This window comes from Rhodococcus ruber (assembly GCF_016804345.1).
GTDB lineage: Bacteria > Actinomycetota > Actinomycetes > Mycobacteriales > Mycobacteriaceae > Rhodococcus > Rhodococcus ruber.
Genome location: NZ_CP044211.1, coordinates 863,426 through 887,500, shown reverse-complemented (window position 1 = coordinate 887,500; position 24,075 = coordinate 863,426). Strand labels below are relative to the sequence as shown.

The following is a 24,075-nucleotide window of genomic DNA, read 5'->3' as shown; positions in this document are numbered from 1 at the left end:
CTTCCCCAGACAGCAGCGTTCCCGTCCTGAGCACGCTGTTGCCCGGAGCGGCCCCCGTGGCGGTCCGCCCGGATTCGCCCGAGGTCTCGCACCGACGACCACGTTCAGCTCCGAAGGAGACACCGATGACCTCCACACCGAAGTTCGCTCACGTTGTGCTGCAGACCAGTCGTTTCGACGAGATGCGGGACTGGTACTGCACCGTCCTCGACGCTCACGTGGTCTACGAGGGCCACGGCCTGTGCTTCATCACCTTCGACGAGGAGCATCACCGCGTTGCTCTGCTCGGCGCCCCAGTCGAACTGGCGCCGCGCAACCCCGGAGCCGCCGGCATGCACCACACCGCCTACACCTTCGACACCCTGCAGGATCTGCTCGACCGCTACGACAGGCTCAAGGCCGAGGGGATCGAACCGAAGGTGCCGATCCAGCACGGGGTGACCACGTCGCTGTACTACCAGGACCCGGACGGAAATTTCGTCGAACTGCAGATCGACAACTTCGCCACCCCGGAGGAGGCGACCGAGTACATGCACGGGCCGGAATACGGCAACAACCCCGTCGGTGTGTCGTTCGTCCCCGAGTTGATGCGTGAGGCGCTCGCGATGGGCACCCCGGTCTCGGAGATCACCACCCATGCCTGGGCTCTCGAGACCAGCCCCCACCTGCCCGATCCGATGGTCGCGCTCACCAGCTGACCCGACGGTCTCTACCGATACCGACACTCGATCGTCTCTCGAAGGACTCGTTCTCATGCGTGTGGCAAATCAATCCGGCCGGCTCACCCTCGTCGCGGACGGACGCGGCGTCGACGTCGAAACCGCCAGCGCCGGGCGCTTCTCCGCAGATCCCCAGCAGATCTTCGAGCGCTGGGACGAGTTCGTCTCGTGGGCCCGGACAGTGGACTTCTCCGATGCTGCTTCGGTGATCGAATCGGAGCTGCACGCTCCGGTTCCCCGGCCGGGCCAGATCTTCGCCGTCGGCGTGAACTACGCCGATCACGTCGAGGAATCCGGTCTCGAATTGCCCGATGCGCCCTTCGTGTTCACGAAGTTCCCCGCCGCGATCACCGGGCCGTACGACACCATCGAACACCCCGGCGGCTCGGTGGACTTCGAGGTCGAACTCGTCGCGGTCATCGGTAAGGAAGCCCGCCACGTTCCCGTCTCGCAGGGCTGGGACCACGTCGCCGGCCTCACCCTCGGTCAGGACCTCTCCGAACGCGAGCTGCAGTTGTCCGGACCGCCGCCGCAGCAGTTCGCCCTCGGCAAGTCCTTCACCGGCTTCGCGCCGATCGGCCCCGTGCTGGTCACCCCCGACGAGTTCGCCGATCGTGACGACCTCGAGGTGAGCACCGTGCTCTCGGGTGAACTCATGCAGAAGTCCCGCACCCGGCATCTGATCTTCCCGATCCCGGTCCTGGTGTCCTACCTGTCGTCGATCGTGCCGCTGCGTCCCGGCGATCTGATCTTCACCGGCACCCCCGCGGGCATCGGCTTCACCCGCGAGCCCAAACGGCTCATCGGCACCGACGACGAACTCGTCAGCCGCGCCGAGGGTATCGGCGAGATGCGCCACCGCTTCGTCGCCACCGGCCGCCCCCACCCTCTCACCACAGTTTCCAGGAGCACGCACCATGTCTGACATCACCGTTCCCGTACTCGTCGTCGGCGGCGGCGGCTGCGGCCTGACCACCTCGATCCTGCTGTCCGAGCACGGCATCGACCACCATCTCGTCGAGCGGCACACCGGCACCTCGCCGCTGCCGAAGGCGCACTACCTCAACCAGCGCACCATGGAGGTGCTCCGGCAGTACGGCGTCGCGGACTCGATCTACGAGGTCGGCACGCCGCCGAAGAACATGGGCAAGACCCGCTGGGTGACCTCCCTGGGCGGCGACGGCGAACTCGACGGCCGCACCCTGTTCACCCTCGACTCCTTCGGAGGCGGGGGCCTCGAGAACAAGTACGCCGACGACAGCCCGTGCCTGTCGAGCAACTACCCGCAGGTGCGGCTCGAGCCGCTGCTGCGCGCGCACGCCGAGCGGCGCGCACCGGGCTCGATCCACTTCCACCGGGAACTGGTCTCGTTCACCCAGGACGACGACGGCGTCGATGCGGTCATCCTCGACCGGGACACGCAGCAGACCTACACCGTCCACGCCCAGTACCTGGTCGCCGCGGACGGCGGCAAGACCGTCGGACCCGAACTGGGGGTGACGCTGGAAGGCCCGACCGGGATCCTGGACATGGTCAGCACCCATTTCACCGCGGATCTGTCGCAGTACTGGGAAGACGACGTGCTGATCACCTGGCTGGTCAACCCGGAAGGGGCCGGCTCGTGGCACAGCGGCGCCATGGCCGCGATGGGACCGACCTGGGGCAAGCATTCGGAAGAGTTCGTCATCCACTTCACCTTCCGCCCGGACGATCCCAACCGCTTCGACGAAGAGGCGATCGTGCCCCGGCTGCGGGAACTGCTCGAGCTGCCCGACCTCGAACCGCAGGTGCACAAGGTCAGCCACTGGATCCTCGAAGGGGTCCTCGCCGACAAGTACCAGGTCGGCCGGATCTTCCTCGCCGGGGACGCCGCCCACCGGCACCCCCCGACCACCGGTCTCGGGCTCAACACCGCCATCCAGGACGCCCACAACCTGGTGTGGAAACTCGCCGCCGTCCTGCGGGGGGACGCCTCCCCCGCGCTGCTCGACACCTACGAACCGGAACGGCGCCCGGTGGGCATGCGCAACGTCGACTGGGCCACGTTCACCTTCCTCAACCACATGGTCATCGACGCCGGCCTCGGGCTGAGCCCCGATCAGCCTCTCGAGGTTCGCACCCAGGTGTTCCGCGACTTCTTCTCCGACACCCCGATGGGCGAAACCCGCCGGGCGCGGGCGTTCGAGGTCGCCAACACCCAGCGCACCGAGTTCCAGGCGCACGACCTCGAGATCGGCTTCGCCTACCAGGACGGCGCCCTGGTGCCCGACGGCAGCGACGCTCCGCCGCGGGACCCGATGGGCAGCGTGTACTTCCCCACCACCCGCCCCGGCCACCGACTTCCCCACGCCTGGATCGAGCACCACGGCCGCCGGGTCTCCACCCACGACCTCACCGGCACCGACACCGCCTTCGTGCTCGTCACCGGCGCCGAGAGCGAGGCCTGGGTGACCGCGGCCGACACGGTCGAGAAGAAGTTCGGGATCCGTATCAAGGTCGTCACGATCGCCGACGGCGCCGACTACACCGATCCCACCGGCCGATGGAACGAACTGCGCGAGATCGCAGAAGACGGCGCGATCCTGGTCCGCCCCGACAACCACGTCGCCTGGCGCAGCGCCGAACGCGTCACCGATCCTGCCGACGAGCTCGCCCGCACCGTCGGCACCCTCCTGTCCCGCTGAATCGACGCCGTCCCGGCGACCGACCCCGCGCACTCACCAGCGCATGCCTCGGTCGGTCGCGGGGGTGGCAGACCAGTCGAAAGGAAACCCCCACCGATGTCCGGTCCCGAGCCCGAACTGTTGTGGTCTCCCGCTGCCGAGCGGGTCGCCGCCTGCCGGATGTCGCGGTACCAGCGCTGGCTCGCCACCGAAAAGAACGTGCGCACCACCGATTACCGGTCGCTGTGGCACTGGTCGATCACCGACCTCGACGGGTTCTGGTCCTCGATCTGGGAGTACTTCGACGTGTCGGCCTCGAACCCGGGCTCGGTGGCCCTGGCCGAGCCTCGGATGCCCGGAGCGCAGTGGTTCCCCGGCGCGCGGCTGAACTGGGCGGAGAACCTGCTACGGCACATCGACGCCGACGGCCCGGCAATCGTCTCGCTCGACGAGAACGGCCACCGATCCGAGATCGGGCGGGCCCAGCTGGTGTCCCAGGTCGCCAATCTCGCCGCACAGTTCCGCGCTATGGGGGTGCGTCCCGGCGACCGGATCGCGGCGGTGCTGCCGAACATCGCGCCGACGGTGGTCGCGGTGCTCGCCGCGGCCAGCGTCGGCGCGGTGTGGTCGTGCTGCGCCCCGGACTTCGGTCTCAAGGGACTGCTGGACCGGTTCACCCAGATCGAACCGACCGTGCTCATCGGCGTCGACGGCTACCGGTTCAACCACAAGACCGTCGACCGCCGTGCCCTGCTCGCCGAGCTGCAGACCCAGCTGCCCACCGTCGCGCACACCGTCCTGGTCCGCGCCCTCGACAGCACGACACCGCTTCCCGACGGTGTCCTCGATTTCGCCGAGCTGATCACCGGGGACGCGGAGCCCCGGTACGAGCAGGTGCCGTTCGACCATCCCCTGTGGATTCTCTACAGCTCCGGCACCACCGGACTGCCCAAGGGCATCGTGCACTCGCACGGCGGCATCCTGCTCGAATCCCTCAAGGCCAACGCGCTGCACTACGACCTCGGCCCCACCGATCGGGTGTTCATCGCCGCCAGCACCGCGTGGGTGGTGTGGAACATGCTCGTCGACGCCATGGTCACCGGCGCGACGATCGTCACCTACGACGGCAGCCCCACCGCCGACGGCCCGGACACCCTGTTCCGTATCTGCGGGAAGGAACGCGTCACCCGTTTCGGCACCGGAGCCGCCTACCTGACCTTGTGCGAGAAGGCCGGCGCCACCCCGGGTGCGGACGTCGACCTCGGCTCGCTGCGGTCGATCATGAGCACCGGCTCCCCGCTGCCCGAGTCCACCTGGACCTGGGTGTACGAGGCGGTCGCGTCCGATGTGCACCTCGGTTCCGACAGCGGAGGGACGGATGTGGCCACCGCGTTCGTCGGCGCCAATCCCCTCCAGCCGGTGTACACGGGCGAGCTGCAGGGGCCGTGCCTCGGTGTCGCAGTCGAGGCCTGGAATGCCGACGGAGAGCCGGTCACCGACGAGGTCGGGGAGATGGTCATCACCGCGCCGATGCCGTCGATGCCGATCTACTTCTGGAACGACCCCGACGGTCACCGCTACCACGACGCGTACTTCGACACCTTCCCCGGAGTGTGGCGGCACGGCGACTGGATCACCATCACCGGCCACGGCAGCTGCCGGATCCACGGCCGCTCCGATTCGACCATCAACCGCGGCGGTGTGCGGATGGGCTCGGCCGACATCTACCAGGCTGTCGAAGCCCTCCCCGAGATCGCCGACGCCCTGGTCATCGGCGCCGAACTCCCCGACGGCGGCTACCACATGCCCCTGTTCGTCGTGCTCCACGACGGTCACGACCTCGACGACGCCCTCGTCGACAAGATCCGCACCACCATCCGCACCGAGGTTTCACCGCGTCACGTGCCCGACGAGATCGTCGACGTCCCGGCCGTACCCACCACCCGCACCGGCAAGCGCCTCGAGGTGCCGATCAAGAAGCTCATCCAAGGGGCGTCGCCGGAGAGTGCACTGAACCGGGCCACCGTCGCCGATACCGATGCCTTGGACTGGTACATCGACTACGCCAACGCCTTTCACCGCTCTCGCCAGACACGACATCAGTGAGGACTGCCGTGACCGACACCGTAGAGAACCCTGCACCCCACCGGCTCGAGCCTGTCGAAGAACGGGCACTCGAGGCGTTGTTCACCGCGGCGCGGACCGCGAACTCCTTCGCACCCATCCCGGTGTCCGACGACCAGCTCACCGAGATCTGGGAGTTGGCGCGGTGGGCACCGACGGGGGCGAACACGCAACCGCTGCGAACAGTGTTCGTTCGCAAGGAATCCGGGCGCGATCGTCTGGTCACCCACATGAACGACGGCAACAAGGCCAAGACCGCTTCGGCTCCGGCCACGGCGATTCTCGCCGTGGACACCCGGTTCCACGACCATATGGGCACCCTGCTGCCGTTCAAGCCCGAACTCGGGCAGCTCTACGAATCGAACGAGGCAGTCCGGTCGGCCACCGCCCAGCTGAACGCGGCGCTACAGGCCGGCTACTTCATCCTCGCCGTGCGGGCTCGCGGTCTCGCGGCCGGGCCGATGAGCGGCTTCGACGCCGCCGCCCTCGATGCGGACTTCTTCCCCGACGGGCAGTGGCGGTCGCTGCTGGTCGTCAACATCGGACACCCCGGTGAGAACCCTTGGTTCGAGCGGCTTCCGCGGCTCGAGCACAGCGAGTGCCTGCGCTGGGAGTGATCGTGGATTGCTTACTCCGCGAGGGTGTCGAGCAGTGGCCGCACCCGGTAGTCCACCATTTCGCGCATCACCAGGGCCGTGGTGGTGCGTTTGACGCCCTTGATGTTCAAGATGTCCCCGGCGATGCGATACAGATCGTCGGCGTCCCGGGCCGCGACGTGGACGAGCAGGTCGGCGACACCGCTGAGGCCGTGCACTTCGAGGACCTCGGGTATCGCGTCGAGTGCGGCTCCGACGCGGTCGAGTTTGCGCTGGGTGACGTTGGTGAGCACGTACGCCTGCAGCGGATACCCGAGGATGGCCGGGTCGACGCGGCGTTCGAACGAGCGCAGCGCCCCCGCCTCGTCGAGCTTGCTCAGGCGTGCTTGAACAGTGTTGCGGGACAGACCTGTTCGATCGGCCACCGCCAGGACGGTGGCACGTGGGTCGTCGGACAGGGCGGTCAGGATTCGCGCGTCGATCCGGTCGGCTCGGTGTGTGCTTGGCACAGTGCCCACCTCCCTCTCGTCCACACCCGCCGGCGGGGTGCATAATGCTCAATTCTTGGTTCCAGTATTGCGCAAACAGACACCCACTGGTGGACTGTTGTCACACCCCGCAGGTCGGGCAGCCTCCCAGACACGATCCGGTCGGCCTCCCGATTCCTTCGCCGCTCGGCCCCTTCTCATCCGTCGCCGGCCGAGCCGGCTCCCCCCGGCGCCCGATGCAGTAGCCCTGCCCGGTTCCGCGTTGTTGTCTTCAAGGAGAGTTCCGATGTCCCAGCCCGTGTCCTTCGACTCCGTGACCTCGTACCCGACCGGCCAGGTCGGTGCGTGCGAGGACCTCGCCGCCCTCGAGGCGATCCGGCAGCGGGTGTTGTGGCTGTCGACCTCGATGATCCACCACGCGAACCGGGTCCGCCCCAACCCCACCGGCCTGAAAGTCGGTGGCCATCAGGCGTCCTGCGCGTCGATGGTCTCGATCATGACCGCCCTGTGGTTCGAGCACCTGCGTCCCGGCGACCGGGTCTCGGTCAAACCCCACGCGTCTCCGGTGCTGCACAGCATCAACTACCTGCTCGGCGAACTGGACGAGAAGTACCTGACCACCCTGCGCGAATTCGGGGGCCTGCAGTCGTATCCGAGCCGGGCGAAGGACCCGGACCCGGTCGACTACTCCACCGGGTCGGTCGGGATCGGTGCCACCGCCCCGATCTGGGGGGCGATGGCCCGCCGCTACGTCGACACCCACCTCGCCGGCACCGGCCGCGGCCGGCAGTACTCGCTGGTCGGCGACGCCGAACTCGACGAGGGCGCGGTCTGGGAGGCCATCCTCGATCCCGGGATCACCGACCTCGGGGAGGTGGTGTGGATCGTCGATCTGAACCGCCAGTCCCTGGACCGGGTGGTGCCCAACATCGCCGCCCGCCGCCTGGAGAAGATGTTCGACGCCGCCGGCTGGCAGGTCGTCACCGTCAAGTTCGGCACGCTGCTCGAAGAACTGTTCACCCGACCCGGCGGGGACGCGCTGCGCACCCGCATCCTGGACATGCCGAATCCGGAATACCAGCGGCTGCTGCGCTGCACCCCGGCCGAGGTCCGCGACCGGCTGCCCGGCGACGGTGTCGGCAGCGCCCAGGTCGCCGAGCTGATCGCCACCCTCGACGATGCGACCCTGACCGCCGCGGTCCGCAACCTCGGCGGGCACGATCTGCAGGCCCTGTCGCAGGCGTACCGGCAGATCGACGACACCCGCCCCACGGTGATCATCGCCTACACCATCAAGGGCTACGGTCTGCCCACCGAAGGGCACCCGCAGAACCACTCCGCGCTGCTGACGGTCGACGAATACACGCAACTGGCCTCGGGTTTGGGAATGGACCCGCAGCACCCGTGGGGCCGGTTCGCGGCCGACACCGCGGCAGGACAGCTGTGCCGGGCCGCCGCCGACCGGCTGCGGCGCGACCCGGTCCCGGCGCTGCCGGCCCTGACGCTGCCCACCGACATCGGCCGCACCCCCAAGGGCACCGCCACCACCCAGGCCGCCCTCGGCCGGGTACTGCTGGACCTGACCCGCGAAGCCCCCGAGGCCGCCGGGCGGGTGGTCACCGTCAGCCCCGACGTCAGCTCCACCACCAACCTCGGCGGCTGGGTGAACAAGGTCGGGGTGTGGTCGGCGGCCGAGCGGCACAACTGGTTCGCCGACGACGCCGAGACGATCATGCACTGGAACGAACGCCCCACCGGCCAGCACATGGAACTCGGCATCGCCGAAACCAACCTGGTCGGGCTGATCGGCGAACTCGGCGCCACCTGGAGCCGCTGGGGCCAGCCGCTGCTGCCCATCGGGGTGCTCTACGACCCGTTCGTCGAACGCGCCCTCGAGCCCTGGTCGTACGGCATCTACGCCGGCGGACAGTCCATCCTCGTCGGCACCCCCTCCGGGGTCACCCTCGCCGCCGAGGGCGGCGCGCACCAGTCGATCAAGACCCCCTCGATCGGTCTCGAACAACCCGGCTGCATCAGCTACGAACCGGCCTTCGCCCTCGACGTCGAATGGACCCTGCTCGCCTCCCTCGCCCGGCTCGGCCGCCCCGACGGCACCTCGGCGTACCTGCGGCTGTCGACCCGCCCGGTCGATCAGACCCTCGCCGCCGTGCCCACCGACCCGGCCGCGCGCGAACGCCGCCGCCGCCAGGTCGTCGCCGGCGGCTACCCGATCCGGCGCCGCGAGGGCGCGCAGGTGACGATCGTGGCGATGGGCGCGATGCTCACCGAGGCGCTCGCCGCCGCGGACCGGCTCGAGGCCACCGGGGCGCGCGCCGACGTGCTGTGCATCACCAGCCCCGGACTGCTGTTCGAGGCCTGGCAGGCCCGCCAGGGCCGCGGCCGCGGTGAGAGCTGGATCCTCGATCAGCTCTTCCCCGCCGACCGCGCCACCCCGATGGTCACCGTCCTCGACGGCCACCCCCACACCCTGGCCTTCCTCGCCGGCATCAACCGGGTGCGCAGCACCTGCCTCGGCGTCAGCCGCTTCGGGCAGGTCGGTGGGCTCGACGACGTCTACCGCTACCACGGCATCGACACCGACAGCATCGTCGCCGCCGCCCTCGACCTCCTTCCCTGACCTGGCACCGTTCCCGCATCACCGGAGACAGAAGAGACCCCCATGACCACCGGACAACTCACCGGCACCACCGTGCGCATGCCGGCCCTCGGCGAGGGCGTCGACGAGGGCACCGTCACCCGCTGGCTCAAACAACCCGGCGACCACGTCACCGCCGACGAGCCGCTGCTCGAGGTCGCCACCGACAAGGTCGACACCGAAATCCCCGCGCCCGTCACCGGTGTCCTGCAGCGGATCCTCGCCGAGGAGAACGACGTCGTCACCGTCGGCACCGACCTGGCCGTCATCGCCGCACCGGGCACCGGATCGGCGCCCACACCCCCTGCGCCACCCCTCCCGGCGCCCGCTGCGGACCCGGCATCCCCGGCTGCGGCGGCGCCCCCGGTTCCGGGGGCGACGGCTCCTCCCCTGCGGCCGTCGCCCCCGGCACCTCGGATTCCTGCCCAAGATGCATCCTGGCCACAGGACCACGCCGGTTCAGACGGGTCGACGGTGGAGAAGCTGCCCCGCATCCGCCGCACCATCGCCCGGCGAATGGTCGACTCGCTGCAGACCGCCGCGCAGCTGACCACGGTGCTCGAGGTGGACGTCACCGCGATCGCCCGGCTGCGGGCCGCCCACAAGGACGACTTTCTGCGGCGAACGGGGATCAAGCTGTCGTTCCTGCCGTTCTTCGCCAAGGCCGCCGTCCATGCGCTCGCCGAGCACCGGGTTCTCAACGCCTCGCTGAACACCGCGGTCACCGAGGTCACCTACCACCACCACTGCCACCTGGGCATGGCGGTCGACAGCGACAAAGGGCTGATGGTGCCGGTCCTCCGCGACGCCCACACGCTCGGCATCGAAGGACTCGCCCGGGCCGTCGCCGACAAGGCCGAGAAGGTCCGCACCGGCACCATCTCCCCGGACGAACTGACCGGCGGCACCTTCACCCTCACCAACACCGGCAGCCGCGGCGCCCTGTTCGACACCCCGATCCTCAACCAACCCCAGACCGGCATCCTCGGTGTCGGCGCCGTCGTCGAACGACTGATCCCCACCCGAGCCGACGGTGAACTCCGCATCGACGTGCGCTCGATGGCCTACCTGTCGATCACCTACGACCACCGCATCGTCGACGGCGCCGACGCCGCCCGCTTCCTCACCACCGTCAAGAACACCCTCGAACACGGCTTCACCACAGCCGACCTGACCTGATCGCCCACCCGGAAGGAGCACACATGCGCCCGGACGATCGCGCGATGCTGGCATTCGCCGCCAAGTGGTCCCCCTTCGGCGGAGGAGACGAGCACATCCTCCCCGAATTCGGGCTCACCCCCGCGGTGTTCTACCGACGTCTTCTGGCGATGGTGACCACCACTCCGACGGATGAGGTGGATTTCGCGACCCGTACATTCCTACGACAGTTCTGCGTCTCGAAGCTGTCCCGTTCGACGCGACCCGCACGCCCCGCCTTCGACAAACCGATCGCTCCGCCCGAGGTTCGCCTGTCCCAGGCGACCGTAGAGAAACGCCCGTGAACACGACCACCGCCGCCACGGCAGCCGAACCCCACAACGACCACCTCATGCTCGCTCAGGGGAACCGGCCGTTGTTCGACGAATCCGATGAACCGGTCTCGTCGGAGGACCCGGTCTCGTCGGAGGACACAACCGCATCCTGATCGTCTCTGCCGGCGAAACCGGCACGAGGAACGCCGCGCCCATGCGTCGACGTCCCCCGAGAACGACGAGGGGGAGGTTGCCGGCGACGTGTCGCGGCAACCTCCCCTTCGGGGCGAAGAACCTACACCAGCAGCTCGGCGATCTGAATGGTGTTGAGGGCGGCGCCCTTCCGCAGGTTGTCCCCCGAGACGAACAGCGCGAGACCGCGGCCGTCCGGCACACCCGGATCCTGCCGGACCCGGCCCACCAGCGACGGATCCTGGCCGGCGGCCTGCAGCGGCGTCGGAACATCCACGAGGCGCACGCCGGGGGCGTTCGCGAGCAGTTCGTTCGCGCGCTCCACCGACAGCGGGCGTTCGAACTCGGCGTTGATCGACAGCGAGTGGCCGGTGATCACCGGCACGCGCACGCAGGTACCCGAGACCAGCAGATCCGGGAGTCCGAGGATCTTGCGGGACTCGTTGCGCAGCTTCTGGTCCTCGTCGGTCTCGCCGCTGCCGTCGTCGACGAGCGAACCCGCGAGCGGCAGGACGTTGAACGCAATCGGCGCGACGTACTTGTCCGGAGCCGGGAAGTCGACGGCGCTGCCGTCGTGCACGAGCTTCTCGGCGTCGCCGATGACGGCGCGGGCCTGGCCGAGCAGCTCCTCGACGCCCGCGATGCCGCTGCCGGAGACCGCCTGGTAGCTCGAGACGATCAGTCGCTGCAGGCCGGCTTCGTCGTGCAGCACTTTCAGGACCGGCATCGCGGCCATGGTGGTGCAGTTCGGGTTGGCGATGATGCCCTTCGGCGGGTTCTTCGCCTCCTGCGGGTTCACCTCGCTCACGACGAGCGGCACCTCGGGGTCCTTGCGCCAGGCCGAGGAGTTGTCGACCACGACCGCCCCGGCGGCGGCGAACCGCGGCGCCTGGGCACGCGAGAGCGTCGCACCGGCCGAGAACAGGGCGATGTCGATGCCCTTCAGATCCTCGTCGGAGGTCGCCGCGGCGTCCTCCACGACGATCTCCTCCCCGCGGAACGGCAGCTTCTTGCCGGCCGAGCGGGCCGAGGCGAAGAAGCGCACCTTGTCGGCGGGAAAGTTGCGCTCCTCGAGCAGGGTGCGCATGACGATGCCGACCTGGCCGGTGGCACCTACGACTGCGATGGTGGTCATGATCTACCGTCCCGTTCCGGCGTGGACGACGGCTTCCTCGTCGCCGCCGAGTTCGAAGGCGGCGTGCAGGGCGCGCACCGCGTCGTCGAGTTCGGTGTCGTCGACGAGCACCGAGATGCGGATCTCCGAGGTGGAGATGAGATCGATGTTGATGCCCGCGTCCGCGAGGGCCTCGCAGAACTTCGCCGTGACGCCCGGATGGCTCTTCATTCCGGCACCGACGAGCGAGACCTTGCCGATGTGGTCGTCGAACAGCACCTGGGTGAAGCCGATCTCCTCCTGCTGCTTGCTCAGCAACTCCACGGCACGTGGGCCGTCGCTCTTCGGCAGGGTGAAGGTGATGTCGGTCTTGCCGGTCTCCACCTTGGAGATGTTCTGCAACACCATGTCGATGTTGATCTCGGCCTCGGCGACGGCGCGGAACACCTTCGCGGCGTAGCCGGGAGTGTCGGGCAGGCCGACGACGGTGACCTTGGCCTCGCCGCGATCGTGCGCGACGCCGGTGATCAGAGCCTCTTCCACGGGGATGTCCTCCATCGATCCGGACACGATGGTGCCGGGCTTGGTGGTGTACGACGAACGAACGTGCACGGGCACGTTGTAGCGGCGGGCGTACTCGACGCAGCGCAGCATGAGCACCTTCGCGCCGCAGGCCGCGAGCTCGAGCATCTCCTCGAACGAGACCTTCTCGAGCCGCTGCGCGTCCTTGACGATGCGCGGGTCGGCAGTGAAGACGCCGTCGACGTCGGTGTAGATCTCGCAGACATCGGCGTCGAGCGCCGCGGCCAGGGCCACGGCGGTGGTGTCGGACCCGCCGCGGCCGAGGGTGGTGATGTCCTTGCTGTCCTGGCTCACGCCCTGGAAACCGGCGACGAGGACGATGCTGCCCTCGTCGAGCGCGGTCCGGACGCGGCCGGGGGTGACGTCGATGATCTTCGCGTTGCCGTGGCTGCCCGTCGTGATCACGCCGGCCTGGGAGCCGGTGAACGAGCGTGCCTCGGCGCCGAGCGAGTGGATCGCCATCGCGACCAGGGCGTTGGAGATGCGCTCACCGGAGGTGAGGAGCATGTCCATCTCACGCGCCGGCGGGGCGGGGCACACCTGCTGAGCGAGGTCGAGCAGCTCGTCGGTGGTGTCGCCCATCGCCGACACGACCACGACGACGTCGTTGCCCGCCTTCTTGGTCTCGACTATCCGTTCAGCGACGCGCCGGATCCGTTCGGCCGTCGCGACCGAGGATCCTCCGTACTTCTGGACGACGAGTGCCACGCTGGCGAACCTCCGGGGTCTTGGGTGCAAGTCCAGGGGACCAGCTTACCGATGCGGCCCGAAGGGATGCGGCCCGACCTGCCCCGACCCGCCCCGCCCATCCGGCGGCAACCTCGGCAGCAGACCGTAATCGCCGGGCCCGAACGCGATCTCGGACGGCAACGGCAGCGGCGGGCGGGAGGGCCGGCGGACGCTGCAGGTCCGCGCGGCGGGACGCGGGTCCGCGCGGCGGGACGCGGGTCCGCGCGGCGGGACGCGGGTCCGCGCGGCGGGACGCGGGTCCGCGCGGCGGGACGCGGGTCCGCGCGGCGGGATGCGGCCGACAACGGCCGCTCGGGACGAGCGGCTCAGCCCGCGACGGTCGTGCGCAGCAGCATGACGTTGTAGTCGCTCCAGCGGGACGCGACGAAGTAGAGGTCGTTGCCGCTGGACCACGGGTGGATGTACGGCGCGTACAGGCCGCTGATCTGGGCACTGGTGACGAGCACGCGCGGCGCGCTCCACGGGCCCTCCGGCCGCGCGCTCGTGCGCATCTCGATCCGGCCGCCTTCCTCGTTGCCGTAGAGGAGGACGAAGGTGCTGCCGGTCCAGTGCACCGACATCTCGCCGACCGGGCCGTCGACGACGGGCACTGCCGCATCGATTCCGCCGAGCACCCAGCCGGTGCCGGTCCAGAACTCGTAGGCGCCGAGGTCTCGGATCTGCGCCTCGGGCACGCGGGAGACGTAGGCCGGTCCGAAGCGGCCGTTGGGCGTGCCGAAGTCGTAGACGTAGCCCTCGTGCTTGACGTACGCGTGCTGCTGGAACCCGGCGTTGCCGACGGCCAGCTGCTGGACGCCGGGCACCTCCACCGGTGTGTTGATCCGCGCGGTGGCCGGGTCGACGGTCCACGTCTCACCGTTGTCGGTCGAGTACGCGAGGGCGGAGGCGTTGGTCCACCATTCCCCGGGCTCGCCCCAGGCGCGCACCGACATGAAGTTGATGTACTGGGTGCCGCCGACGGCGACAGCGGCGGTGGGCACGACGGTGGTCTCGACCCCGTCGATGCCGATGCTGCCGAGGATCTCCCGGGCGAAGTTCGGGTCGGAGGCGAGCACCGGTGCGCCGGAAGAGGGATCGCCGGGGCGGGGCTCGGGCACGGCGATGCCGTCCGACAGCTCGGTGTCCGCGCTGCGCATGAGGATGTTGCGGCGCCATTCGTCGCCCTCGACCGAGCAGTCGCCGAAGGTGTCGCCGAAGGCCATGAGCACCTGGCGGCCGGGTCCGGTTTCACCGTTGTCCCACATGATTCCCAGATCGGTACCCGAGACGGAGAACCGGGTGTCGGTCCGGTTCGGGCTGCGCGGCCCGGTGACCCAGGCGACGGTGCGGGTGGGACCGGAGGTGATCGTCGGGAGCGGTCCCTGTGGTGTCCCGGCACCGGGGTTGCTGCTGCCGAAGCCGCTGCTTCCGGGTCCGGAATTCCCGCAGGGTTCGGCGTGGGCGGTGGCGGCGAACGGCACCGCGCAGCCGAGCGCCAGCAGCAGCGCGGAGGTGAACGTCGTCGCCGACCGGACCGCGCTCATGAACTCTCCTCCCGTCCGGGTGACCGGATCGCGTCTTCCGCAGGACTTCTGTGACAGGTGATTCTCATGTGACGAATGAGGTCAACGTATTGGACCGGCACGGACCGCGGCGGGGCCCTTCGTATCGATCGGGTCACGTTCGCGCGGGCCCGGCTGTTCGGGATCGGTTTCGAGATCGTTTATGGAATCCCTCACCTCCGGGTGGGCTCCGGCGGGGCCGGCGAGTACACTGCCTGGCATGCAGCGCGCGCTTCTCCTCGGCCGCCGCGGCGGGATCTGACCAGACCGGCTTCCCGTCGCGGGGTGTTGTCGCGCCGGTCGTATCCTCATCCGGACTCACCGGTCCCCATTTTTTGGAGCTACGTCATGTCACCCGCCGACGCATTCACCTCCGGCTCGCGCACGATCACGCCGCCGAGCAAGCCCGCCCCCGCCGATCAGCCGGCGTGGAACAAGCAGAAGAACTCTTCGATGCCGACCTACCGGTACCGGCCGTTCGCCGAGGAGGTCGAGCCGATCACGCTGCCCGACCGCACCTGGCCGGACAAGATCATCGACCGGGCGCCCGCCTGGTGCGCGGTGGACCTGCGTGACGGCAACCAGGCGCTCATCGACCCCATGAGCCCCGCCCGCAAGCGGCGCATGTTCGACCTGCTGGTACGCATGGGCTACAAGGAGATCGAGGTCGGCTTCCCGTCGGCGAGCCAGACCGACTTCGACTTCGTCCGAGAGATCATCGAGGACAACGCGATTCCCGACGACGTCACCATCCAGGTGCTGACGCAGGCCCGCCCCGAGCTGATCAAGCGCACCTTCGAGGCGTGCGCCGGGGCCCACTCGGCCATCGTCCACTTCTACAACTCGACGTCGATCCTGCAGCGTCGCGTGGTGTTCCGGGCGGACAAGGACACGGTCAAGAAGATCGCCACCGACGCGGCCGAGCTGGTGCTCGAGGAGGCGAAGAACCACCCCGACACGAACTGGCGGTGGGAGTACTCCCCCGAGTCGTACACCGGCACGGAACTGTCGTATGCCAAGGAGGTGTGCGACGCGGTCGTCGACACCCTGGGCGCGACCCCCGAGAACCCGGTGATCATCAACCTGCCGGCCACGGTCGAGATGGCCACGCCGAACGTGTACGCCGACTCGATCGAGTGGATGCACCGCAACCTGGCCAAGCGCGACTCGATCATCCTGTCACTGCATCCGCACAACGACCGCGGCACCGGTGTCGCGGCGGCCGAACTGGGCTACCAGGCCGGCGCCGACCGCATCGAGGGCTGCCTGTTCGGCAACGGCGAGCGCACCGGCAACGTGTGCCTGGTGACCCTGGGCCTGAACATGTTCAGCCGGGGCGTGGATCCGCAGATCGACTTCTCCGACATCGACGAGATCCGCCGCACCGTCGAGTACTGCAACCAGCTGCCCGTGCCCGAGCGGCACCCCTACGGCGGTGACCTGGTCTACACCGCCTTCTCCGGCAGCCACCAGGACGCCATCAACAAGGGCATGGACATGATGAAGGCCGACGCCGATGCCGCGGGCACCGACGTCGACGACCTGACCTGGGCGGTGCCGTATCTGCCCATCGACCCGAAGGACGTGGGCCGCAGCTACGAGGCCGTGATCCGGGTCAACTCGCAGTCCGGCAAGGGCGGCGTGGCGTACATCATGAAGCACGACCACGGCCTGAACCTGCCGCGACGGCTGCAGATCGAGTTCTCGCAGGCGGTACAGCGCGTCACCGACGGTGAGGGCGGCGAGGTCAGCCCCAAGGAGATGTGGGACATCTTCCACGAGGAGTACCTGGCTCCGACCACTCCGCTCGAGCGGATGCGGCAGAAGGTCACGGCGGCCGAGACCGACGACGGCACCGACACCGTCACCGCGGTCGTGAAGTACCACGGCAAGGAACAGGAGATCACCGGGTCCGGCAACGGTCCGCTCGCGGCCTTCGTCGACGCCCTGGAATCCCTGGGCTACCAGGTGGCCGTCCGCGGCTACGCCGAGCATGCCATGTCGGCCGGCGACGACGCCCTCGCCGCCGCGTACGTCGAAGCGGACGTGACCCGGCCCGACGGCGTCACGACCCTGGTCTGGGGCGCCGGCATCGCACCGTCCATCACGACGGCCTCGCTGCGCGCGGTGGTGTCGGCGGTGAACCGGGCGCACTGAGCCCTCCGGGTCCCGCGAACGCCGGTCGATTCGGCAGGAATTCGGACGAATGCGGCGGTACTCTTCCCCGGGGAGTGCCGCCGCATTCCGCGTTTTCCCACCTCGCGCGTGCCCCACGAAAGGGAGCGTCACATGGATTTCTGGGACATCATCTGGTTCATCATCATCAGCTTCGCGTTCATCGCGTACCTGATGGTGCTCTTCTCGATCATCGGCGACCTGTTCCGCAACCACCAGCAGTCCGGCTGGATCAAGGCGATCTGGATCGTCTTCCTGATCTTCCTGCCGTTCCTCACCGCCCTGATCTACCTGATCGTCAACGGCAAGGGCATGGCCGAGCGGTCCGCACGGGAATACGCCCAGGTCAAGCAGGCCCAGGACAGCTACATCCGCGAGGTCGCCGGCAAGTCCCCCGCCGAGCACATCGCCGACGCCAAGGCGCTGCTCGACGCGGGCACCATCACCGAAGCCGAGTACCAGGCTCTCAAGGCCAAGGCGCTGTCCTGACCATCTGCTGCCTGCCGGAACGAGAACGTTAACGCCTCTCCTTCCTGAAGGCAGGAGATTCCCGGCTCAGACCGCAACCGCACCACCACCCGGAGGGAGGACGGCGCTTCCTCTCCCTCGTGAACGAGGGAGTATCCGCGCCGCACATCAGATGACACCGGATCCGGTGCTGGTCGACCGCGACGGCCCGGTCACGACGATCGGGATCAACCGTCCGGGGGTCCGCAACGCCGTCGATCGGGCGACGGCCGAGGCGCTGGCCGCCGCCTTCCGCGCCTTCGACGCCGACGACGGCGCGGCGGTCGCCGTGCTGCACGGCACCGGCGGCACCTTCTGCGCCGGCGCCGACCTGAAGGCGATCAGCGAGGGACACCCGAACCGGGTCGCCCCGGACGGGGACGGGCCGATGGGCGTGTCGCGGATGCGGCTGTCCAAACCCGTCGTCGCCGCGATCTCGGGGCACGCCGTCGCCGGCGGGCTCGAACTGGCCCTGTGGGCCGATCTGCGCGTCGCCGAGGAGGGGGCGGTCCTGGGCGTGTTCTGCCGCCGCTGGGGCGTGCCGCTGATCGACGGCGGCACGGTGCGGCTGCCGCGGCTCATCGGCGAGAGCCGCGCGATGGATCTCGTCCTGACCGGCCGTCCCGTCGACGCCGGCGAGGCGCTGAGCATCGGGCTGGTCAACCGGCTCGTTCCCGCCGGTCAGGCACTCACCGCGGCCCGCGCCCTCGCCGCCGAGATCGCCGCCTTCCCGCAGACCTGTCTGCGCCGGGACCGCCTCTCGCTGCTCGAGCAGCACGGGCTCGACGAGGACCAGGCGTTGCTCAACGAGTTCCGGCACGGCGCGGTCTCCCTGGCGCACGACACGCTCGAGGGCGCGTCCCGGTTCGCCGGCGGTGCCGGGCGGCACGGCAGTTTCGGTGAGCCCGGCACCTAGCCGTCCACATCCCCGCCGTCCCACACCACGTGCCCGTCCGCCCGCATGCGGGCACCCGGCGCCGCCTCGTGCGCCAGTAGACGGCCGTCGTGCATGAGGTGCTCGACGTCGTGGCCGAACCGCAGCACGACGACGTCGGCGACGAGGCGGCGGTGGCATCGCCACCACACGCTCTCGCTGCACATCATCGCGGTCCGGCGCCGCGCGGACTCCTCGAGCAGCCCGTCGAGCGCGTCGGCGAACTCCTCGGTGCGGGTGTGGGCGGCGTAGGCGGCGAACTGCTCGACCCGCCACCACGAGTCCTCGGGCGTCGTCCCGGCGGGGAGCCGTCGCCGGCCGCCGAGTCGCCGCTCGAGCCGGTAGCCGATGCCGGCATCGGCCAGCCATTGCGTCATCGCGTCGCTCGACAGGTCCGGGTTGCGCCGGCTGCCCGGGAAACGCCGGACGTCGACCAGCGACTCGACGCCGGCGGAATGCAGCAGCTCGGCCAGTTGCGTCCGGTCGAGCCGTCCGTGCCCCACGGAGAGCAGCATCGCGACGATTCCTCCCTCGGGTCGGGTTCCCTCCGGCATACCTGCCCCTCCGGCATACCCACCGGCGGCTACCGCATGCCCGCGCCCGCGACCGGCGCGTGCCGGCAGCCCCCCGGCGACGCGATCGGCAGTTCCTCGAACCGGCCGTCCGGAAGGCGCAGGTGCACATGCACCGCACCGGCGACCACCCCCAGCGGCTCGCGACCGAGCAGACGCGCGAGCACGTACGTCGCGCTCAGGCTCGTCACGTCGCGGATCACGCCCAGCGGCAGCAGCGAGCCCGTCTCGGCGAGCACCTCGCGTTCCCCGGCGCGCAAGACCAGCCGCAGGCCCGGTGCGATGCCCTGGACGGCGAGCGAGACCGCGACGTTGTCCCGGTCGTCGGACCCCACCGCAGCGAGCGCGACCGCCCGATGGACCCCGACCCGCTCGAGCAGCCGGCGGTCGCCGCCGTCGCCGACCACGGCGGGGATGTTCAGGTCGCGCACCAGTCGCAGGTTGCGCGCATTCGTGTCCCGCTCGACACCCACCACCGGGATGCCGAGGTCCCGCAGCTCCCGGCACAGCCGCAGACCCACCTGCCCGAGGCCCACGACGATCACGTGCCCGGAGCGGGGCAGCGATCGCGGGCCGAGCAGCGCGGTCAGGCGCGGACCCAGCAGCCGGTCCACCACCCCGGCGGTGAACATGGCAGTGAACACGATCGTCGCCAGCATCGCGGTGGACGCGATCGCGGCGTATGCCTCGTTGCCGTGCGGGTCGGCCGCCGGTCCGACCGTGGTGACCACGCGGACCGCCTCGTGGAACGCGTCGATCGTTCCCTTGCCCTCCCCGAAGGTCAGCCAGGCCCAGTCGCCGAACAGCACCGCAGCCAGCCCGAGCAGCCCGGCGAGCAGGATGCGGGTGCCGGTCTCGTGGGTGCGCAGCACCGCGGTGAGTTGCCCGGCCCACCGCTGCCACGCCATGCGGCGCGGCACCGCGACGGGCACCTCGTCGAGCACGTCACCGGCCGCGCGGATGCCGCGCGGTCCGCGGGTGGAGGTCACCGCCAGCAGGTCGGGTGCCACGCACGGCCCGGCCAGGGACGCCACGGCCAGGTCCGCCGGCGACGTCACGTCGCACTGCGGCAGGAACCGGGCGAGCTGATCGCCGATCGTGCGGTCGAAGATCGTCGCGACCATCGGGGCGTCCGGCTGCAGGTGCGCCGCGGCGAGCGCGTACCGCAGCGCCACCACGTCGTCCTGCAGGAGCACCGCGATCCCGGCGACCGGCGGCCGGTCCAGCAGGGCCCGCAGCTCGTCGTCGTCGGGCCGGGGCGCATGCCGCACGGTGCAGCCCAGGACGACGAGCGAGGCGCAGACCCGGCGCGCGACCGTGGTGTCGCCCACCACGACGTACGTCCCGGTGTTCCCGCTGGTTGTGTCCGCATCCGCCACGGCGACCACCTCCCCGCCCCAGGGGACCACGCCACCTGCGCGGATGCATCCGGCACCGCGGATGCTGTGAGCGATTCGACCCGGCGCAGCGGCGTGTGACGGCGCGGACACGGCGGCGCTGCGGCGACGCCGGCGCCGCTGTGGAAAACTCGCGACGTGGGTACAAGCACTCGAATCACCGGGCGCGGGCGGCTGGCGCTGCGCGCGGCGAAGGCCGCCTCGTGGGCCTCGCAGAAGGCCGGGCGCGGCAAGGGCTCGATGATCGGCGGTCTCGTCGCGCTGAAGATCGATCCGCGGCTGATGGAGCAGCTCGGGCGCGGACGACGCACCGTCCTGGTGACCGGCACCAACGGCAAGTCCACCACCACCCGGATGACGGCGGCGGCGCTGGAGACGATGGACTCCGTCGCCACCCAGGCCGACGGGGCGAACATGGACGCCGGCATCGTCGCCGCGCTGGTCGCCAATCAGGAGGCGCCGCTCGCGGCGATCGAGGTCGACGAGTTGCACACCCCGCACGTCGCCGACGCCCTCGACCCCGAAGCGATCGTGCTGCTCAATCTGAGCCGCGACCAGCTGGACCGGGTGGGCGAGATCAACATGATCGAACGCAAGCTGCGGGCCGGTCTCGAACGGCACCCGGACGCGGTGGTCGTCGCGAACTGCGACGACGTGCTCGTCACCTCCGTCGCCTACGACCATCCGAACGTGGTGTGGGTGGCGGCGGGCGCCGGCTGGTCGGGCGACTCGGTCAGCTGCCCCCGCACCGGCGAGCCGATCCTGTGGGAGGACGGGCACTGGCGCAGCACGGGATCGGATTTCGCACGGCCCGAACCGGATTGGTGGGTCGACGACGACAATCTCTACGGCCCGGACGGGCTGGTGCTGCCGATGACGCTGACCCTGCCGGGGCGCGCCAACCGCGGCAACGCCGCGCAGGCGGTGGCCGCGGCGGTCGCCCTCGGCGCGGATCCGGCCGCGGCCGTCGCCGCCGCGGGTGTCGTCGAGGAGGTCGCCGGCCGGTACAAGACCGTGCAGGTGGGTCCGCATTCGGTGCACATGCTGCTGGCGAAGAATCCGGCCGGATGGCAGGAAGCCCTGTCGATGATCGACCCGACGGTCGACGGTCTGGTCATCGCGGTCAACGGGCAGGTGCCCGACGGGGAGGACCTGTCGTGGCTGTGGGACGTGCGGTTCGAGCACTTCGAGGGCGTGCAGGTGGTGGCCTCCGGCGAACGCGGTACCGACCTGGCCGTGCGGCTGACCTACGCCGGGGTCGAGCACACGCTGGTGGCGGATCCGGTCCGGGCCATCGCGTCGTGCCCGCCCGGACGGGTCGAGGTCCTGGCCAACTACACCGCGTTCCGGGATCTGAACACCGCCCTGGCGAAGGGAGCCGCGCATGTCTGAGTCCACCGTGCGGATCGGGCTCGTGCTGCCCGACGTGATGGGCACCTACGGCGACGGCGGCAATGCGCTGGTCCTGCGGCAGCGCCTGCGGATGCGCGGCCACGATGCCGAGGTCGTGTCGATCAACCTGACCGACCCGGTGCCCGACTCCCTGGATCTCTACACCCTCGGCGGGGCCGAGGACTCGGCGCAACGCCTCGCCACGCGACACCTGCAGCGACATCCGGGACTGCAACGGGCGGCCGGACGGGGGGCTCCGGTCCTGGCGATCTGCGCGGCGATCCAGGTGCTCGGCAACTGGTACCAGACGTCGGCGGGCGAGCGCGTCGACGGCGTCGGCCTGCTCGACGTGACCACCGCTCCGCAGCAGACCCGTGCCATCGGCGAGGTCGTGACCACTCCCCTCGTCGAGGGGCTGCACCTGCCGTTGACCGGCTTCGAGAACCACCGCGGCGGAACGACTCTGGGGCCGGAGGCTCGTGCCCTGGGCCGGGTCACCCGGGGTGTCGGCAACGGCGTGGGCGACGGCGTCGAGGGCGCCGTGCAGGGTTCGGTGATCGGCACCTACATGCACGGACCGGTCCTGGCCCGCAACCCCGAACTGGCGGATCTGCTGCTGGCACGCGCGCTCGGCGTGGACTCGCTGCCGCCGCTGGATCTGCCGGAGGTCGAGCAGTTGCGGCGTGAGCGGCTGGCCTGACCCGCCGTCCGTGAACACCCCGCGTCCGCGAACACCCCGGACAGGGGTTCGGCCCGGGAAATCGCTTTCGCGTTCACCGGGCCGGATCTCTGCTTCACGAGCCTCTGTCGTCCTCGGACGTCTGCTCGATTCGCACTACCGATGTTATCTGCATCACACCCCGAATGCAAGGGCGGGAACTCAACGGCGTCCCTTCATCTCGCGCGTCTCGCGGCGATGCTGGTCGACGACGGTGCGGGCCAGTTCCGCCACCTTGACGTTGACCTGCTGCGACGTCCGGCGGAGCAGCTCGAACGCCTGATCGTCGGAGATCTTGTTCAGTGCCATGAGAAGACCGACCGCTTTGCCGATCTCCCGGTTGCTCTCGATGCCGTTGCGCAGTGAGGCAATGTCCTCGCCCCGGGACGTGGCGGCGACGGCAACGGCCGCGAAGGCGGCCAGGACGCTGGCGTGGGTGGCGGCCGCGAGGTCGAAGGCCCCCGCCGTATCGGAGAACAGGTTCAGCGACCCGACCTTGCGGTCGTCGACTCGCAGGCGGAACCCCATCGCTCCACGCACGGGCGTCTGCGTCACGATGCCGGGAGCCAGATGCGGCCACTGCTCGGAGACGTTCAGGTCCGGCTCGATCTGAGCGGCGTCCTCCTCGATCGCGTCCAGGCACGGTCCCTCGCCGGTCGCGCGCTCGAGGTCGTCGACGTGCCGCGCGACGTCGTCGGAGGCACCGACGGTGACGTACGCCTTACCTTCCCGCAGCATGAGACTGGCATGGTCGCAGCCGGGCACCAGCATCGTGGCGGCCACGCAGATCGCCGTGTACGTCTCCGCAGGGCCCGCGCCGCGGTAGACGATCTCGGCGAGTGCGGTGAACACCGTCGCCGGATCGGCCGTGGACTGACCGTTCTGCATGTGCGCTCCTCGACCTCGTCGCCGCGCTTTCGACGCGGGGCTCGGATCGCCATTCAACCAGACACGCCGGAACGGCCGGCGCGTCGCGGGGAGCGCGGAGCCGCCTCCTACGTGCGGATCGCGGGCGATCGCGCGGACCCCTGAGCACAGTTGGACATCCGCTCGAGTAGCGCACGCCGCTGTGATGGGGTACAACACATCGGCATTGGTTTTGTGAACCAAGTCACGAATTGCTTGCAGGGGGATAAACCGAATATGACAGGCACGGCAACGCGCCACCACACCTCACGCTACGAGGACGTCCGGAGCGCCCCGATGGTGCTCGTGTCCCACACCGGCTCGTCGACGCCGGGGTGGCGCGCCGCTCTCGGGCACACGCTCGGCACCGCCGTCTCCGTCGGCGCCGCAGCCCTCATGGTCACCGGCCTGACCGCGGTCGGTGCGACCACCACCGTCACGGGTCTCGTGTCCTTCCTCCGGACGAACTGACCGTCCCGGTCGACCGAGCCCCGATCATCCCGACATCACAGACAGGAACACCACCACACATGCACACCTCCGCTGTCGCCGCGCCCCGTCGCTCCATGAGCACCGA

The 24,075-nt window shown here is 69.8% G+C and carries 22 protein-coding genes; 15 read left to right on the top strand and 7 right to left on the bottom strand.

Features of this window, described 5'->3' with window-relative positions; translation table 11 throughout:
* Positions 1 to 125 precede the first annotated feature (125 nt).
* From F1734_RS04135 to F1734_RS04115, 5 genes are all read left to right on the top strand, one after another.
* Entirely contained in the window at positions 126 to 698 is a 573-nt protein-coding gene (locus tag F1734_RS04135; protein ID WP_017681853.1) for a VOC family protein, read from the top strand.
* Positions 699 to 753: 55 nt separating this feature from the next.
* On the top strand, positions 754 to 1,644 hold the full coding sequence (locus F1734_RS04130; protein ID WP_048773657.1) for a fumarylacetoacetate hydrolase family protein: 891 nt from the start codon (positions 754 to 756) through the stop codon (positions 1,642 to 1,644).
* Positions 1,637 to 3,403: an FAD-dependent oxidoreductase gene (locus F1734_RS04125; protein ID WP_203011377.1), complete on the top strand. Its 1,767-nt coding sequence runs from the start codon at positions 1,637 to 1,639 to the stop codon at positions 3,401 to 3,403. The genes F1734_RS04130 and F1734_RS04125 overlap by 8 nt, the downstream gene beginning before the upstream one ends.
* A 96-nt stretch (positions 3,404 to 3,499) precedes the next feature.
* Positions 3,500 to 5,488 carry an acetoacetate--CoA ligase gene (locus tag F1734_RS04120; RefSeq protein WP_017681850.1) on the top strand — a complete coding sequence of 663 codons (1,989 nt, stop codon included), beginning with the start codon at positions 3,500 to 3,502 and terminating at the stop codon, positions 5,486 to 5,488.
* 8 nt (positions 5,489 to 5,496) lie between these two features.
* Positions 5,497 to 6,123, top strand: a complete 627-nt coding sequence (locus tag F1734_RS04115) for a malonic semialdehyde reductase (protein WP_017681849.1) — start codon at positions 5,497 to 5,499, stop codon at positions 6,121 to 6,123.
* 11 nt (positions 6,124 to 6,134) lie between these two features.
* Here F1734_RS04115 and F1734_RS04110 read toward each other — a convergent pair whose 3' ends face one another.
* Positions 6,135 to 6,611, bottom strand: coding sequence for an Lrp/AsnC family transcriptional regulator (locus F1734_RS04110; protein WP_059175037.1), 477 nt, complete (start codon positions 6,609 to 6,611; stop codon positions 6,135 to 6,137).
* A gap of 265 nt (positions 6,612 to 6,876) precedes the next feature.
* On the opposite strand from F1734_RS04110, the gene F1734_RS04105 reads away from it, so the two are divergent.
* From F1734_RS04105 to F1734_RS04090, 4 genes are read left to right on the top strand one after another with little or no spacing between them, the layout of a single operon-like run.
* A complete protein-coding gene (locus F1734_RS04105; RefSeq protein WP_238424097.1) occupies positions 6,877 to 9,228 on the top strand; it encodes a transketolase-like TK C-terminal-containing protein in 2,352 nt (783 codons plus the stop codon).
* A 42-nt stretch (positions 9,229 to 9,270) separates the two neighbouring features.
* Entirely contained in the window at positions 9,271 to 10,425 is a 1,155-nt protein-coding gene (locus tag F1734_RS04100; RefSeq protein WP_203011376.1) for a dihydrolipoamide acetyltransferase family protein, read from the top strand.
* Between the two features lie 23 nt (positions 10,426 to 10,448).
* On the top strand, positions 10,449 to 10,748 hold the full coding sequence (locus F1734_RS04095; protein WP_017681845.1) for a hypothetical protein: 300 nt from the start codon (positions 10,449 to 10,451) through the stop codon (positions 10,746 to 10,748).
* Entirely contained in the window at positions 10,745 to 10,891 is a 147-nt protein-coding gene (locus F1734_RS04090) for a hypothetical protein (protein ID WP_156525141.1), read from the top strand. The genes F1734_RS04095 and F1734_RS04090 overlap by 4 nt, the downstream gene beginning before the upstream one ends.
* A gap of 122 nt (positions 10,892 to 11,013) precedes the next feature.
* Here F1734_RS04090 and F1734_RS04085 read toward each other — a convergent pair whose 3' ends face one another.
* From F1734_RS04085 to F1734_RS04075, 3 genes are all read right to left on the bottom strand, one after another.
* Entirely contained in the window at positions 11,014 to 12,045 is a 1,032-nt protein-coding gene (locus F1734_RS04085; protein ID WP_048773649.1) for an aspartate-semialdehyde dehydrogenase, read from the bottom strand.
* Between the two features lie 3 nt (positions 12,046 to 12,048).
* Positions 12,049 to 13,314: an aspartate kinase gene (locus tag F1734_RS04080; RefSeq protein WP_003935350.1), complete on the bottom strand. Its 1,266-nt coding sequence runs from the start codon at positions 13,312 to 13,314 to the stop codon at positions 12,049 to 12,051.
* A gap of 347 nt (positions 13,315 to 13,661) precedes the next feature.
* Positions 13,662 to 14,879: a DUF4185 domain-containing protein gene (locus F1734_RS04075; RefSeq protein WP_010594959.1), complete on the bottom strand. Its 1,218-nt coding sequence runs from the start codon at positions 14,877 to 14,879 to the stop codon at positions 13,662 to 13,664.
* Between the two features lie 366 nt (positions 14,880 to 15,245).
* Between F1734_RS04075 and leuA the strand changes: the two genes are divergently transcribed.
* The 3 genes from leuA to F1734_RS04060 all read left to right on the top strand — a co-directional run bounded on the left by leuA (position 15,246) and on the right by F1734_RS04060 (position 18,495).
* Positions 15,246 to 17,054: a 2-isopropylmalate synthase gene (leuA, locus tag F1734_RS04070; RefSeq protein WP_010594958.1), complete on the top strand. Its 1,809-nt coding sequence runs from the start codon at positions 15,246 to 15,248 to the stop codon at positions 17,052 to 17,054.
* Between the two features lie 132 nt (positions 17,055 to 17,186).
* Positions 17,187 to 17,561 carry an SHOCT domain-containing protein gene (locus F1734_RS04065; protein WP_010594957.1) on the top strand — a complete coding sequence of 125 codons (375 nt, stop codon included), beginning with the start codon at positions 17,187 to 17,189 and terminating at the stop codon, positions 17,559 to 17,561.
* Positions 17,562 to 17,712: 151 nt separating this feature from the next.
* Positions 17,713 to 18,495: a crotonase/enoyl-CoA hydratase family protein gene (locus F1734_RS04060; protein ID WP_010594956.1), complete on the top strand. Its 783-nt coding sequence runs from the start codon at positions 17,713 to 17,715 to the stop codon at positions 18,493 to 18,495.
* On the opposite strand, the gene F1734_RS04055 is transcribed toward F1734_RS04060, so the two are convergent.
* Together F1734_RS04055 and F1734_RS04050 are read right to left on the bottom strand one after the other, a co-directional pair.
* Positions 18,492 to 19,028: a DUF488 domain-containing protein gene (locus F1734_RS04055; RefSeq protein WP_026138029.1), complete on the bottom strand. Its 537-nt coding sequence runs from the start codon at positions 19,026 to 19,028 to the stop codon at positions 18,492 to 18,494. The two genes, F1734_RS04060 and F1734_RS04055, sit on opposite strands and share 4 nt — an antisense overlap.
* Positions 19,029 to 19,096: 68 nt before the next feature.
* Positions 19,097 to 20,464: a potassium channel family protein gene (locus F1734_RS04050; RefSeq protein WP_048773682.1), complete on the bottom strand. Its 1,368-nt coding sequence runs from the start codon at positions 20,462 to 20,464 to the stop codon at positions 19,097 to 19,099.
* A gap of 156 nt (positions 20,465 to 20,620) precedes the next feature.
* On the opposite strand from F1734_RS04050, the gene F1734_RS04045 reads away from it, so the two are divergent.
* Together F1734_RS04045 and F1734_RS04040 are read left to right on the top strand one after the other, a co-directional pair.
* Positions 20,621 to 21,874, top strand: coding sequence for a Mur ligase family protein (locus tag F1734_RS04045; RefSeq protein ID WP_010594952.1), 1,254 nt, complete (start codon positions 20,621 to 20,623; stop codon positions 21,872 to 21,874).
* Positions 21,867 to 22,574, top strand: coding sequence for a type 1 glutamine amidotransferase (locus F1734_RS04040; protein WP_010594951.1), 708 nt, complete (start codon positions 21,867 to 21,869; stop codon positions 22,572 to 22,574). The genes F1734_RS04045 and F1734_RS04040 overlap by 8 nt, the downstream gene beginning before the upstream one ends.
* Before the next feature lie 180 nt (positions 22,575 to 22,754).
* Here the strand turns inward: F1734_RS04040 and F1734_RS04035 are convergent, their stop codons facing one another.
* Entirely contained in the window at positions 22,755 to 23,480 is a 726-nt protein-coding gene (locus F1734_RS04035) for an ANTAR domain-containing protein (protein WP_010594950.1), read from the bottom strand.
* A gap of 255 nt (positions 23,481 to 23,735) precedes the next feature.
* On the opposite strand from F1734_RS04035, the gene F1734_RS04030 reads away from it, so the two are divergent.
* On the top strand, positions 23,736 to 23,969 hold the full coding sequence (locus F1734_RS04030) for a hypothetical protein (protein ID WP_145961970.1): 234 nt from the start codon (positions 23,736 to 23,738) through the stop codon (positions 23,967 to 23,969).
* Positions 23,970 to 24,075: the final 106 nt, after the last annotated feature.